This window comes from Ruegeria sp. B32, from assembly GCF_025141855.1.
GTDB lineage: Bacteria > Pseudomonadota > Alphaproteobacteria > Rhodobacterales > Rhodobacteraceae > Ruegeria > Ruegeria arenilitoris.
The window spans coordinates 187,597-201,178 of record NZ_CP081107.1 but is presented as its reverse complement, the minus strand read 5'-3'; the positions used below and the strand labels follow the sequence as shown (position 1 = coordinate 201,178).

11 protein-coding genes are annotated in these 13,582 nt (G+C 63.1%); all 11 read right to left on the bottom strand.

Features of this window, described 5'->3' with window-relative positions; genetic code table 11:
• Nucleotides 1–212: 212 nt before the first annotated feature.
• Complete coding sequence (locus K3752_RS18425; RefSeq protein WP_170359365.1) at nt 213–914, bottom strand: response regulator transcription factor; 702 nt, start codon at nt 912–914, stop codon at nt 213–215.
• A complete protein-coding gene (locus K3752_RS18420; RefSeq protein WP_409233630.1) occupies nt 914–2,779 on the bottom strand; it encodes a PAS-domain containing protein in 1,866 nt (621 codons plus the stop codon). The genes K3752_RS18425 and K3752_RS18420 overlap by 1 nt, the downstream gene beginning before the upstream one ends.
• Nucleotides 2,780–2,886: 107 nt before the next feature.
• Entirely contained in the window at nt 2,887–3,645 is a 759-nt protein-coding gene (locus K3752_RS18415) for a methyltransferase domain-containing protein (protein WP_260066407.1), read from the bottom strand.
• Nucleotides 3,642–4,259: a pimeloyl-ACP methyl esterase BioG family protein gene (locus K3752_RS18410; RefSeq protein WP_260066405.1), complete on the bottom strand. Its 618-nt coding sequence runs from the start codon at nt 4,257–4,259 to the stop codon at nt 3,642–3,644. Before K3752_RS18410 ends, K3752_RS18415 begins: the two co-directional genes overlap by 4 nt.
• On the bottom strand, nt 4,256–5,542 hold the full coding sequence (gene bioA / locus K3752_RS18405) for an adenosylmethionine--8-amino-7-oxononanoate transaminase (RefSeq protein WP_260066403.1): 1,287 nt from the start codon (nt 5,540–5,542) through the stop codon (nt 4,256–4,258). The genes K3752_RS18410 and bioA overlap by 4 nt, the downstream gene beginning before the upstream one ends.
• On the bottom strand, nt 5,539–6,159 hold the full coding sequence (gene bioD, locus K3752_RS18400) for a dethiobiotin synthase (RefSeq protein ID WP_170457640.1): 621 nt from the start codon (nt 6,157–6,159) through the stop codon (nt 5,539–5,541). The genes bioA and bioD overlap by 4 nt, the downstream gene beginning before the upstream one ends.
• Nucleotides 6,156–7,286 (bottom strand): 8-amino-7-oxononanoate synthase, encoded by a 1,131-nt coding sequence (locus K3752_RS18395; protein ID WP_260066745.1) that lies wholly within the window; start codon nt 7,284–7,286, stop codon nt 6,156–6,158. Before K3752_RS18395 ends, bioD begins: the two co-directional genes overlap by 4 nt.
• A complete protein-coding gene (gene bioB / locus K3752_RS18390; protein WP_170407507.1) occupies nt 7,283–8,263 on the bottom strand; it encodes a biotin synthase BioB in 981 nt (326 codons plus the stop codon). Before bioB ends, K3752_RS18395 begins: the two co-directional genes overlap by 4 nt.
• A 116-nt stretch (nt 8,264–8,379) precedes the next feature.
• Nucleotides 8,380–9,996, bottom strand: a complete 1,617-nt coding sequence (locus tag K3752_RS18385; RefSeq protein ID WP_170525841.1) for a bifunctional aspartate transaminase/aspartate 4-decarboxylase — start codon at nt 9,994–9,996, stop codon at nt 8,380–8,382.
• A 19-nt stretch (nt 9,997–10,015) separates the two neighbouring features.
• Complete coding sequence (gene aspT / locus K3752_RS18380) at nt 10,016–11,701, bottom strand: aspartate-alanine antiporter (protein ID WP_260066744.1); 1,686 nt, start codon at nt 11,699–11,701, stop codon at nt 10,016–10,018.
• Nucleotides 11,702–11,921: 220 nt separating this feature from the next.
• Entirely contained in the window at nt 11,922–13,457 is a 1,536-nt protein-coding gene (locus K3752_RS18375; protein WP_260066743.1) for a sulfatase-like hydrolase/transferase, read from the bottom strand.
• Between the last annotated feature and the right edge of the window lie 125 nt (nt 13,458–13,582).

Here is a 13,582-nt window from a genome sequence, read left to right as displayed (position 1 = left end):
AGGGTCTCCAAATCAAGCTGACGCTTTCTTGCGCGTCAGCGCAGAGTTTGCAAGCTGCCATAGTTACGCGCTTCAATACTGCACCGCAAAGTGTAGCCGGCAGAAGTTAAGGTCACTTCAGCCGGATTTCCAGAGGCAGCCCAAGAAACCAGACCGCTTCACCAGTGGTCTGGTTCGTCGTCGTGCAGGTCAAATCCAGCCCGCGGAATTGGTCAATCCCATGCGACATCCCCCAGAAAGATATACCCCGCGCCGTATATCGTCTTGATAAGGCGCGGGTTTTTCGGGTCTTCACCAAGCTTCGTGCGCAGGCGGGAAATACGCACGTCCATCGCCCTGTCAAAGCTTTCACCGGCTGCGCCACCCAGTGTTTCCTGCATCTGCGCGCGGCTGATCAGGCGTTTGGGGCTTTCCAGGAACAACCGCAACACTTCGCCTTCGGCATGGCTAAACGGTGTTTCAGCGCCGGTATCGGACAGCAACACATAGCGATCGAAATAGGCAGTCCAGCCGTTGAACCGAGCCACATCCGAATGGTGTTGCTGTGCCTTGGGCGCACGCAGACGGGCGCGGATGCGGGCCACCACCTCAGCCGGGTCAAAGGGTTTGGTGATGTAGTCATCTGCCCCCAACTCCAGCCCCGTCACCCGGTCCTGTACCTGTGCCCGCCCCGAGATGATGATGACCGCCGCCCCCTGTTCCAGCGCCAGCCGATGCACCAGCGCCAACCCGTCTGTATCCGGCAGCGACAAGTCCACCAGGCAGACATCGGGCGTGACCCGTTTCAGTGACGCTTCGAATTCGCGGGCGCGGGCAAAACTCTGCGTTCTAAACCCGGCATCCTCCAGCGCTTCGGTCAGAATCCGGCGGATCTCGGGTTCGTCGTCCAGAATAGTCACCAGGGGTTGGGTCATCAGGCGGCCTCGGTTCGGATCAGCGCGGACAATTGCGCGCGGGTGAAGGGTTTGCGCAGGACCGGCGCCTTGGCAAGAGCCTGACGGTGCAGCGGGTCATCATAGGGTAGCGAGGTCATCAGGATCACCGGAATTGGCAGAGCAAGCCGTTCGACCAGATCAATGCCGGTGGCAGCGCCCTCCAGCCGGATGTCCGACAGGATCACCGAGATATCGTCCAGGCTGGTGGCCAGGACCAGCGCCTCATCCGCCGAGGTCGCCTCGATCACCGACAGGCCCAGATCGACCAGCATGTCGCGGAACTGGTGGCGCAAGTCGTCGCTGTCTTCGACCAGCAGCGCCAGGCCCGACTGGACAGGCGGAGCGGGCCGGTAGGGCAGCCGCAGCATCACGGATGCGCCCGAGGGCGTGTTGCGCAGTTGCAGGTCTCCGCCTGCCAGCTTGACCGTGTCATAGACCATCGGCAGGCCCAGCCCCGACCCCTTGCTGCCCTTGGTGGTGAAAAACGGGTTGAGCGCCTTGTCCAGCGCATCCGGCGAAAACCCCGGACCGGTATCGGATACGGTGATTTCCACCCAGATCCGGCCGATCGCATGGGCACTGATGGTAATCTGCCCGCTGCTGCCGCAGGCGTCGCGGGCGTTCAGCACCAGGTTCAACAACGCGTCCTGAACCATGCCCGGGTCCAGCATCAGCGCCTCGTCCGGCAGGGTGTTGACCACCGACAGCCCCACCCCACGCGAAAGCGAAGGCGAGGCCAGCACCCGCAGATCCTCGAGAAGGCCGCGCATGTCGGTGGCCTGCGGCTGCGGGGTGCGGTTACCGGTCATGTCGGCGATGCGGTTCAGCAGCTGCCCGCCGCGCCGCGCGGTCTGCTGGGTTGCCGCGACAAGCTCGGCGGCGTCTTCGGGCAGGTCCATCTTTTCCAGCTTGGCCTGCATCCCCAGGATGATGGTCAGCAGGTTCGAGAAATCATGCGCCAGCCCGCTGGTCATCTGCGCGGCCATAGCCCGGCGTCGGGTCTGCTGCAGGGCCACGCGGGCCTGAGTTTCCTCGGTGATGTCCACCGACATGATATAGACGCCGCCCGCGCCGTCGGGCGTGAACGAGACACGGATTCGGCGTGAATCCTGATCCTCGGTGAATTCGAACACCGAGGCCTGCCCGTCATAGGCCTGTTTCAGATGCGGCCGGACCCGCTCGTAAGCATGCGCGCCGAGGGCCTGCGAGATGTGCAGACCCAGGATGTCCGACGGCCGCCCCGGCAGGACCGAACTGAGCCGCCGGTTGGAATAATCATACCGCCCCTCGGCATCCAGATGGGCGATATGTGCGGGCATCATCTCGGTGGTCATGCGGGTGCGCGCTTCGATCTCGGTCAGCTGGCGCTTGGCCTCTTCCAGCGCGCTGATCGTGGCGGCCAGTTGCCGGTTGGTCGCCGAAAGCTCTTCGGCATGGCTCAGCAACTGGTCCGACAGCTCCTCAGACCGGCTGCGCAGAAGCTCTTCGACCCGTTTGGTGCTGGTTATGTCGGTATAGACGGCAACCCAGCCACCGGTGGGCAGGGGTGCACCCTCGATCGCGATCACCTGCCCGTTGGGGCGCACGCGTTCCATGTAGTGCGGCTCGAACGCCAAGGCCTGTTCGACCCGGACACTGACCAGATCCTCGACCGATTGGTCGTGACCATATTCCCCGCGGCTGGCCAGAAAATGGATCGTGTCGCTGAACAGCGCGCCCGGCTGCACCAGGCGTTCGGGCAGGTCGAACATTTCCTGAAAACGCTTGTTGCTGACCACAAGGCGCAACTGGTCGTCATAGATCGACAGGGCCTGACCAATCAGGTTCAGCCCTGCGGTGGTCATCTCTTTGATGCGCTGTTCGGATATGTCCACGCCGATCCTCCCCTGGGCACAGGCCTATCACCAGTTTTCGGGCAGGTGTAGGGGGGCCGGATGCGACCGGTTGGCCCCTAGCCAGGTTTGCGGGCGATGATCCAGACGGGGTGATAGGTCAGGCGCACGCCTTCGGGGCCGGAAAACGCGGCGCGATAGCGCGTGCTGAAGTCGGTCAGATCGGCGCGGGTCCAGACCTGCGCCGCACGGCCGTTCACCCCGGTCTCACGCAGGTGGCGCAACACGTCCAACGGCGAGTCGAACCACAGCGGTTGCCGGTCCTGCCACAGGTCGAGGATTTCAACCTCGGGGCCGATGCCTGCAGCCAGATCCTCGGGGGCGCACAAGCCGGGCGCGCGGGCCGCCGACCCCAGCGCGGAAAGCTCGGTGTATTGGTCGGGGCCGAATCCCGAAACGGCCACCCAGCCACCGGGTTCGACCTGATGCATGGCGCGGCGGACCACGGCCGCCGGATCGTTCAGCCATTGGACCGTCGAGGCCGAGGCGATCAGGTCGGGCCGCGCGGGCCATGTCACATTGCGGATATCGCCCGGCAGGAAATCCGCGCCCCATCGCCGCGCAGTCTCCTGGGCCTGTGGCATCAGGTCGTTGAGCGTGGACCGGCCGAACAAAAACTTCTGGTGCAGCGCCTCGGTCAGATGGCCGGTTCCGCAGCCGATTTCGAACAGGGTGCCAAACTGGCGGGGCGCCCCGAGATCGACCAGCCGCTGCGCCAACGCGCGGGCGATCCGGGCCTGCGGGCCAGCAGCGCAGTGATAGCTGCCGAAGCTGCGGCTGAAACTGCGCCGGATGCGGTCCGTGGGCATGGCGTTCATGCGAACCACTCCGCCCAGGTCTGCCCCACCGCAAAAGGCTGGTGCGGGCCGGGGATGCGGCGCACGGTGTCCGATTGGCCCCAGGCCATTTCCTGCGCAGCCGTCGGCACGATGCGGTCCGAGGCGGAAATCCACACCCGGTCGAATTTGGGATCGGGCGCAGGTCCGCGCGCCGCGATGGCCCGCAGTTCCTCGGCCGCGGCGGCAAAATCGATCCCGGGCGCGGGGCCTTGCAACCCGGCCCGGCGGCAGAACCGGGCAAAGCTGGCCGCGCTCAGGCCATCTGCCGTGGCCGCCACCGTCTCGGGCGCGATGCCCCGGTCGGCATCCGCCGGAAACAGCGTGCCGTTGACCGCAACCTTGCGGAGGCAGGTCAGCCCATGACCCGCCAGCCAATGCGCCGCCGACGCGACCCCGAAGGAATAGGCCAGCAGCCGAACCGTGTCATAGTCGCCGGTTTCGGGCAGGTCGTCATCGAGGCTGCGATAGTCGTCAACCACCAGAACATCCGCCGCCCCGATCAGGCCCGCAAACGGGGCTGGCCCCAGCGCCCACCCGCCGAAGACCAGCGTCAACTGCGCTCCGCCGTCACGGGTCAGCCAGTGCCGCCTCATGCGTCGCCTCGCGCCAGTTCGACCATGGCCGCCGTCACCCGGCTCAGTTCGTCGCCTGAAATCACATAGGGCGGCATACAGTAGATGTTGCGCGCGAAGGGACGCAGCCAGACACCGGTTTCCGGCGCCCGCCGATGCGCGACACGCGGATCGACCGTGTGCTCCATCTCGATCACGCCGATGGCGCCCAGCACCCGCACATCGGCGACGCCGGGCAGGCCGCGCGCCGGCTCCAGTTCGGCCTTCATCTGCGCCTCGATGGCCCGCACACGGGCCTGCCAGTCGCCGTCTTCCAGCAGCCCCAGGCTGGCGATGCCGGCAGCGCAGGCCAGCGGGTTGGCCATGTAGGTGGGGCCGTGCATGAACACGCCGGCCTCGCTGTTGCCGATGCCATAAGCCACCTGTTCGGTGGTCACGGTCGCAGCGAAAGAGACATGTCCCCCCGTCAGCGCCTTGCCCAGGCAGATGATGTCCGGTGTCACCTCCGCATGGGTGGCGGCAAACAACTCTCCGGTGCGGCCGAAACCCGTGGCGATTTCATCGAAGATCACCAGAACATTGTGGGCCTGACACAGAGCTTTGGCCCGGCGCAGAAACTCGGGGTGATAGAAATACATGCCGCCCGCGCCCTGCACGACCGGTTCAAGCACCAGCGCAGCCAGCCGGTGCGCCTTGTCCCGCAGCAACTGTTCCAGAGCGTCGAGCCCGTTCTGCGACGGGTCCTCGGGCCAATCGTCGCCCAGACGTACCGAGGGGCGCGGCAAAAAATGCTGGATCGACAGCGCGCCGCGGAACAGCCCGTGCATGCCGTTGACGGGGTCGCAGACGCTCATCGCCTTCCAGGTGTCGCCGTGATAGCCACCGCGGATCGTGGCAAACTCGACCTTGTCGGTGCGGCCATGGGCCATCTGGAACTGCACCGCCATCTTCATCGCCACCTCGATCGAGACCGAGCCGCTGTCGCAATAGAAGATCCGGTCCAGCCCGTCGGGCAGCAGGGCCACCATCTTGCGGCCAAGATCAATGGCGGGCCGGTGGGTCAGACCGCCGAACATGACATGGGGCATCCGGTCCAGCTGCTGCTGCATGGCGGCGGTGATCGCAGGGTGACGGTGCCCATGGATGGCGCACCACCACGAGGACATGGCGTCGATCATCTTCACCCCATCCTCGCGGCACAGATACACGCCCTCGGCCCGGTCGATCAGATGCATCGGGCCCGGGTCGGCCGCGTTCGTGTAGGGGTGCCACAGGTGGCGGGCGTCAAATTCCAGCGGCGTCACAGGTCACCTCGGATCGTGTCCATGTCGATCGCCTCGAAGGCGTGAAGCAGGGTGTCGGATGTCAGAGTCTCGATCCGGCCGAGGCGTCCCAGGTGGGGCACCTGCGACATCTGGATGATGGTTTGTTCGACCGCGGGCTCGGGGTCGCCGATAAAGGCCACGCCGACCACCGGGCAACCGGCGCCACGCAGCGCCATCAGAGACAGGGTCGTGTGGTTGATCGTGCCCAGGGCCGTCCGGGCCACCAGGATCACCGGCGCCTGCCAGCGGGCGAACAGGTCAAGGTAATAGGCCTGCCGGGTCAGAGGCACCATGACGCCCCCTGCCCCTTCGACCACCAGCGGGCGATCGGTCTGCGGCAGGGTCAGCCGGTCAAGGTCGATCTCGACCCCCTCGGCCTCGGCCGACAGGTGCGGCGAGGCGGGCAGGTTCAGCAGATAGGCCTCGGGCAAGACCGGTTGGCCGGACAGGCGCGCCACGATCTGGCTGTCGGTCTCCTCCTCAAGCCCCGATTGCACGGGTTTCCAGTACTGCGCCCCAAGGGCCGCGGTCAGCCCGGCGGAAAACACGGTTTTGCCGACGCCGGTGTCGGTTCCGGTCACGATCACTGTGGTCATGCGGGTCCTGCCTGTTGTTCGGCGATGGCCTGAAACACCGCCGTGGTGTCCTGCGCGCCGACGTTGCCGGTGATCGAGACCCGCAGCCGCGAGCTGCCACGCGGCACGGTGGGCGGGCGGATCCCGCGCACGTCAAACCCCAGCTGCTGGAGTTTCGCCGCGCGATCCATCGTGGCCGCATCTTCGCCCACGATGACGGGCATGATCTGGCTGTGAAAACCGGTCAGGCCGCACAGACGCGCGGCCTCGGCATGGGCATGGGCCATCCGGTCGCGCGCGGACAATGTCAGGCCCGGGTCCTGCCCCACGGCCCGCAACGCGCCCCGCACGATGGCGGCGTCCAATGGCGACGGAGCTGTCGCAAAGATGAACGGCCGTGCCCGGTTGATCAGGGTGTCGATCATTTCACGCGGTCCGCAGATCAGCCCGCCGCTGGCGCCCAGCCCCTTGCCGCAGGTGTGCAGGGTCAGCACCTCGGCGTCCAACCCATGGGCCAGCCCTTGCCCATTCGAGCCGAAGACGCCCGTGGCATGGGCCTCGTCCACCACCAGCACTGCCTGCTCGGTTTGGGCCAGTTCGGCCAGGGCGGTCAACGGGGCCAGATCGCCCTCCATCGAATAGACGCTTTCGACCGCGATCCAGACCTGGCCCGTGCCGCCTTGCGCGCGCCAGTCGGCCAGCACCGCGCGCGCCGTCGAAATGTCGTTATGCGCAAAACCACGGGTCTCGGCCCGACCCAGGCGCATCCCTTCATGCGCGCTGGCATGGACCAACTCGTCATGCAGGATCAGATCCCCGGCCGCGGGAAGAGCCGAGAAAATGGCTTGATTGGCCTGAAACCCGCCGCCCATGTACAGCGCCGCCTCGGCGTCGAAAAAGGCGGCGGCCTCGGCTTCCAGCGCCTCGTGCTCGGGGTGGTTGCCGCGCAGCAAGCGCGACCCGCCCGAGCCCAGCGGAACGCCCCGGTCCAGCGCGTCCTGCGCCGCACGTTTCAGAACGTCGGACCCGGCCAGACCCAGATAGTCGTTGGACGCGAAATCCAGCCCCGTGCGGGGCGCAAGCCTGCGCAGCCGATGGCGCGTTTCCAGCACCTTCAGCGCATTGCCCAGCCTTGCGGTCGCTGTCATTCGGCCGCGTCCACGCGGGCCTCGGACTCCGCCTCCATCGGCTGGATGCCCAGCTTGGCGAACAGGATCGCGTCCTTGCTTTCTTCGGGGTTCTCGGCGGTCAGCAGCGTGTCGCCGGCAAAGATCGAGTTGGCACCGGCAAAGAAGCACATGGCCTGCATCTCGTCGCTCATGTCGCTGCGGCCAGCGGACAGGCGGACATGGGATTTCGGCATCATGATCCGAGCCAGCGCGATGATGCGTACGAAATCGATCGGGTCGATCGGCTTGGCGTCAGCCAACGGGGTGTCTGCTTGCGGCATCAGCATGTTGATCGGAACCGAGTCCGGCGCCTCGGGCAGGTTGGCCAGCGTCACCAGCATGTCGATCCGGTCCTCACCGTTTTCGCCCATGCCCAAAATCCCGCCCGAGCAGACCTTCATCCCCGCCTCGCGCACGCGGTTCAGCGTGTCGATCCGGTCAGCGAAGGTACGTGTCGTGATGACCTCGGGGTAGTAACGCTCGGACGTGTCGATGTTGTGGTTGTAATAATCCAGCCCGGCATCACGCAGCTGCACCACCTGGGTGTCGTCCAGCATGCCCAGCGTCATGCAGGTTTCCATGCCCATCGCCTTGACGCCCTGAATCATCGCCACCAGCGCATCCATGTCGCGCGCCTTCGGCTCACGCCAGGCGGCGCCCATGCAGAACCGGGTCGAGCCGGACTCGCGCGCCTTGCGGGCCTCGGCCAGAACGCGCTCGACCTCAATCAGTTTCGAGGCGCTCAGCTTGGAGCCGTTGCGCGCGGATTGCGAGCAATAGGCGCAATCCTCGGCGCAGCCGCCGGTCTTGATCGACAGAAGCCGCGACATCTGCACCTTGTTGGGGTCAAAATTCTCGCGATGTACGGTCTGCGCCCGATACAGAAGATCCATCAGCGGCAGGTCATAGATGGCCTGAGCGGTTTCGCGGGTCCAGGTGTTCGATGTAGCCGACATTTTATAGATAATTTTTCCCGATGATTCAGATTTACCCGGGTTTATCAATAAAGCCGAAAAACGCAACATCCGCGATGTCACAGGCGCAGAAAATGACCGTGACCGCTAACGGTGATTCAACCGTGAAGTGGCTTGTTGTTCGCTGCCCGATAGGCCTGCACATAACCGCGCGCGACCGAACGGACAGCGCGGCCGATCTGGGTGTACGCCTCGTCCGGCAAATTGGCGAACGATACCCGCGCGGACCAGTTCGGCGCATCGAAACCGCTGCCGTTCAGCAGCACGATCCCGTAGTCCTCGGCCAGTTTGAACGCGATGTCCAACGGGTGGACGTTCTTCTTGATCCAGTCCACGACCTCTTCGCCGACGTATTTGCGCAGCCAGAATTCGAAGTCGATGATGCCGTAGTAGGCATCGTAGTGATCGCCCGGCTGGACCTCGATCCCCAATGCTTCGGTCAGCAGGTGGAACCGTCGATGCACCAGTTCGATACAGGCGGTCTGATAGGCTTTCTTTGTGTCGACCAGCTCGCAGAGCGAGAACAACGTCATCATGACCTGCTGCGGCAGGGACAATCCGGCAGTGTGGTTCAGAGCCACATCCCGGCTGTCGGCCACCAGCCTGTCGACGAATTTGATCTCGCTGGGGTGCAGGCTGAGCGTGCCGTAACGCTTCTCGAGCTTCTGCTTGATCTCGGCCGGGTGCGCGGCGAGCTTTTCGTCAAAGATATTATCCTGCGCGACGGCGATCACGCCGAGCCGCCAACCGGTGCAGCCGAAATATTTCGAATAGGAATAAACACCGATCGTGTTGCGGGGCATGTAGCCCATGACCGAGGTGAAATCATGTACGAAAGTGCCGTACACATCATCGGTCAGGATAATCAGGTCCGGCCTGTGGTTCTCGACCAAATCCGCGAGTTTGCGCAGAGAAGCATCGTTAAGGGCCACCGACGACGGATTGCCCGGATTGACCAGAAAGAAGGCCTTGACCTTGGGGTCCTTCAGCTTTTCGACTGCAGCATCGGTCAGTTGGAACCCATCTTCCTCGTCTGTTTCCACGTGAACGGACTCGAGGCTGTAATCCTCAAGTTCAGGCATTTCGAGATAGGGCGTGAAGATCGGCGTGCACAGGGCGATCGTGTCGCCCGGGTTCAACAGCCGGTTGGCCTTGAGCGATTTGAAGATATAGCACATGGCCGCCGTGCCGCCTTCCACCGCAAACAGGTCGAACTGCGCATCGGGACGGTGCCCGGCACACATGGCCCACATCAGGTATTCATGGGCGATGGCGGCGTTGTGCTTAAGAATACGGTCGGGAACAGGGTAGTTGTCGCCGATGATCGAGTCCGTCAGTTCGTGCACGAATTCGTCAGCGTCGAAACCAAAGGCCCGGATGGCGTGGTCGACCACATCCAAAAGCGTGTCGGCGCCCGGCATCTCGGAATTGGCCCGGCCCCACTCCAACAGACGGTCATGGCAACCTGCCATTGCCGGCATCCCCCCCAGACCCGCCGGATGATTCATGACGCGGCGCGACTCGGTCACCGCAAACTGGCCAAGCGCAAAGAACGCTTCACGCGGGCGGGTGGCGACCCAATTGGGATTGCCCCGGCCGGCATTCAAAAAGGCGCTGTTGGATTTACGCGCCTCGACCGAGGCCAGCTTGATCAACTCGTCCTTGATCTGAAAGGGGCTGAGGGCTTCGTAATCGTGCAGCTTCAATCTGTCCATGTCTCAAGACCTTTCCAAATCAACTCAGGATCAAAACGACGACCATCCCAAATATCGTCAGCAGTGTGTTTCCGATCGCGTAGGGCATGCCGTAGCCCAGGGCTGGAATCCGGCTTTGCGCGGCCTCCTGGATCATGCCGAGCGCAGCCGTCGTGGTCCGGGCGCCCGCGCAGGCGCCAAACAGGATGGCGGGATGAAACTTGAATATGTAATGCCCGACATAAACCGAGAAAATCATCGGCAAAGACGTGGCCACAATACCCCATAACAACAGCGCGATACCCGCCTGCTGCAAACCGGCCACGAAACCGGGCCCGGCCGATATCCCGATGACCGCAATGAAGACATTCAGGCCCAGCGTATTCATCAACCACAGCGACGGTGCGGGAATGCGACCGAAGGTCGGGTGAACGGTACGCAGCCACCCCAGCAGCAGCCCGGCCAGCAACGCGCCACCAGTGGTCGACAGGCTGATCGGAAAACCGCCCATTGTAATTGCAAGCGTGCCGATGACACCCCCGATGAAGATGCCCCAGCCCACAAAGGCCAGATCGGTCGTGTCAACGGGCCGGTCGGCGTACCCGATTTCGGCGATGGCCGCCTCGACATGTCGCTTGCTGCCCAGAATGGTCAGAATGTCGCCGCGGTGCAGAACCGTGCCCGGCAGCAGCGGCAGATCAATCATGTTCCGCGTCAGCTTGGACACATACACACCACGGGCCTGAGGCATCTTGCTGAGGTCATCCAATGTCTTGCCGTGCACGTCCTTGCTTGTGATCAAAACGTCCAGTTTTTCCGATGGGATACTCAGCAGCTCGGGCGCATCCGCTTCCTTGAGGCTGGGCTCCAGCGCTCCGACAAGATCACCGCGCCGGCCTGAGAACATCACGACATCACCCGCTTGCAGCACCGTGTCCGCGTCAACCTCGACGATCTTGCCACCGCGGCTGAGGCGTTCGGCATAGACGCGGACGCCGGGCAACAGGTCCTTGACCGGCTGGCCGAGCAATTCGCTGCCCTCGGGAATTTCAAAGGCGCGCGCCTCGATCGCGCGATAGGCCGAAACGATGCCGCCTCCGGTCTCGACATCCTCGCCGCCACTCAGCTTGGCCTCGTATTCCTTGCAGGCGGCCACCAGATCGACACCGATCAGACGCGGGCCGATCTTGGCCAGAATGATCGCAGACCCGATCGTGCCGTAGATATAAGTCACCGCATAGGCGACCGGGATCTGGTTGGAATAGGTTTTGGCCTGCTCGGCCGACAAACCCAACTGGTTGATCTGGTCCGTCGCCACTCCGATCGCCGCCGAAATCGTTTGCGAGCCGGCATACAGGCCCGCGGCGTAGCCAAGCTCGAGCCCGGCGATCTTGGCCGACACGACCGACACGATCAGACAAAGGGCTAAAACACTTAGGGCAAAAAGCACCTCGCGCGCGCCGTCGACCTTGAGACCGCGAATGAACTGCGGCCCAACGCCGTAACCAACTGCGAAGATGAACAGGATGAAGAAGGTGGACTTCACCGCTGAATCAATACTGATCTGCGCCTGCCCGATCACGACGGCCGCCAACAGGGTGCCCGTTACCGAACCCAGACTGAACCCCATGACCTTGATTGGTCCGACCAAAAACCCGATGCCGATGGCGAGGAAGACAGCCAGTTCCGGATAGGTTTGCAGGATATTCACCAGCCAATCGACCATACTGCGCCTTTCGGGTTTGTTGCGTCGCTCAGTCCACCCTGAACGTCAGTTGTCCGGAGGCCCGGACGAGTGCGATCAGCGCGGGAATTTCCAAGGTCACGATACCCCACGGAAACCGTTTGTCCATTGAATTATCTGAATTTGTTTGGCGTCCGAGCCGCGCGGAACTGTCTCCGCCAGCGGCGGCACAGGTTAGTTAAATCGTCGGCAGCCGCCTGGATCAATCGAACCTGCGCACTGACTTCGGCCCCTGCGATGTCACGGAATGCAGGGACAGGGAATGATCCATGTTCCGCATACGGTGGCGCAGCATTTCACGACCAAGCCGCGCCAAATCAGCTGCGTACTCAGGGTTTGCGGCGACATTCTCGGCCTCGCCCCGACCATGGTGGTCGAACAACAACGGCGGCAGGTCGGCTGCAAACTCGACCAGGGTAAAGCGTTCGTCACGCAGGATGCCCAGACACGAGTCGCTGTTACCCGTCCCTAGTTCCCTCTGAAACTGAGTGGGCGTCAGCGGATCGGAAAAGTCCAGCTCACTGAAGGAATACCGGCGCCAGTCCTGTGGCACGGCACCACGCAGCAGCGGCAACAAGGATCGACCATCCATCGAGTTCGGGATCTCTTTCCCAACCCAGTCCAGGATCGTGGGTGCGACATCAATTGACTCGGTCGGCACTTCGACACGCTGGCCGGCCATCTGAGTGTTGCCAGGCATGCGAATGATCAGCGGCGTGTGGTAAGCCGCGTCATATACCGACATTTTGCCCCAGGAAAAATGATCGCCCAGCATCTCGCCATGATCCGCGGTGATCACCAACAGTGTGTCATCGTACTGGCCACTGTCCTTGAGAAAGCGGATGACCCGGCCGATATGATGGTCAACCTCAGTTGCCAATCCAAGATAGACGGCCCGCAGGGTCTGCGTGTTCTCATCCCTCGGCTCCACCTCGGCAAAACCTTGCACGCAGTCGTTTGGAGTATTCGAGTCCAGAGCGGGTCCAAAGAACGGGTGTATGGCCTTTTCGTCCTCGGGGCCGGGCAGACGGGTTGGCAAAGGCAACGCGTTGGGATCGTACATCCGGTTGTAGGGCGCGGGGGCCACCAGTGGCGGATGCGGACGGATATACGTCAAATGCGCGAACCATCCCGAGTTCCGATAGGCGGCAATTCCGTCCAGAAAACCGTTGGTCAGAAATGCGGTGTCGCTGTCCTCGGCCTTGTAGAGGGCCGGGTCGTTCAATTTTGGGGCCGACCCATCCGGCGAAACCGGCTTGTAGAGATCCCAGTAGTCTTCAAACTCGTATCCCCGGCGCATCAAGTAGGAACGCCAAGGATAGGACTCCTCAAGGCGCATTTCGAGTACTTCGTGAAACCCGTGCATCGGGTTTTCATAGGTCTTCACCGACGGATCATTCGGATGATGAACCCGTGGATCGGCCGAGGTGTCCGTATAGCCGAACAGCATCGGCAGATAGCCGGCTTTTCGCATCTCGGTCGCGATGTTCGGCGTGTCATGGCGCAGCGGCGTGCCATTGCGGACCGAACGATGGTTCATCGCATATTGCCCGGTCAGGATCGACGCGCGGGACGGCCCGCAGGGATTGGTAACGGAAAAATGCCGGTCGAACGAAACGGCCTCGTCCATGAAGGCGCGTAGATTGGGCAGGTCGACATGATCAGCCAGAGCACCGCGCAGACAATCGGCCCGCAATTGGTCGATGATGATGAAAAGAACGTTTCCTGCTTGGCTCATGCCGTGATTCCCATTGGAAAACTGGTGTTCGACGGTGCGGACTGTGTCGGGGTTCCCTCGGGCAGGCAACCGGTTTTGCGCCAATTCTCGACTCTAGGGCGACCCGGGCCGTGCAAACCGGTAAC

Bases quoted from the DNA above. Each gene is read 5' to 3' on its own strand.
- K3752_RS18425 (WP_170359365.1), bottom strand. From the start codon at position 914: ATGACCCAACCCCTGGTGACTATTCTGGACGACGAACCCGAGATCCGC.
- K3752_RS18420 (WP_409233630.1), bottom strand. From the start codon at position 2,779: ATGACCACCGCAGGGCTGAACCTGATTGGTCAGGCCCTGTCGATCTAT.
- K3752_RS18415 (WP_260066407.1), bottom strand. From the start codon at position 3,645: ATGAACGCCATGCCCACGGACCGCATCCGGCGCAGTTTCAGCCGCAGC.
- K3752_RS18410 (WP_260066405.1), bottom strand. From the start codon at position 4,259: ATGAGGCGGCACTGGCTGACCCGTGACGGCGGAGCGCAGTTGACGCTG.
- bioD (WP_170457640.1), bottom strand. From the start codon at position 6,159: ATGACCACAGTGATCGTGACCGGAACCGACACCGGCGTCGGCAAAACC.
- K3752_RS18395 (WP_260066745.1), bottom strand. From the start codon at position 7,286: ATGACAGCGACCGCAAGGCTGGGCAATGCGCTGAAGGTGCTGGAAACG.
- bioB (WP_170407507.1), bottom strand. From the start codon at position 8,263: ATGTCGGCTACATCGAACACCTGGACCCGCGAAACCGCTCAGGCCATC.
- K3752_RS18385 (WP_170525841.1), bottom strand. From the start codon at position 9,996: ATGGACAGATTGAAGCTGCACGATTACGAAGCCCTCAGCCCCTTTCAG.
- aspT (WP_260066744.1), bottom strand. From the start codon at position 11,701: ATGGTCGATTGGCTGGTGAATATCCTGCAAACCTATCCGGAACTGGCT.
- K3752_RS18375 (WP_260066743.1), bottom strand. From the start codon at position 13,457: ATGAGCCAAGCAGGAAACGTTCTTTTCATCATCATCGACCAATTGCGG.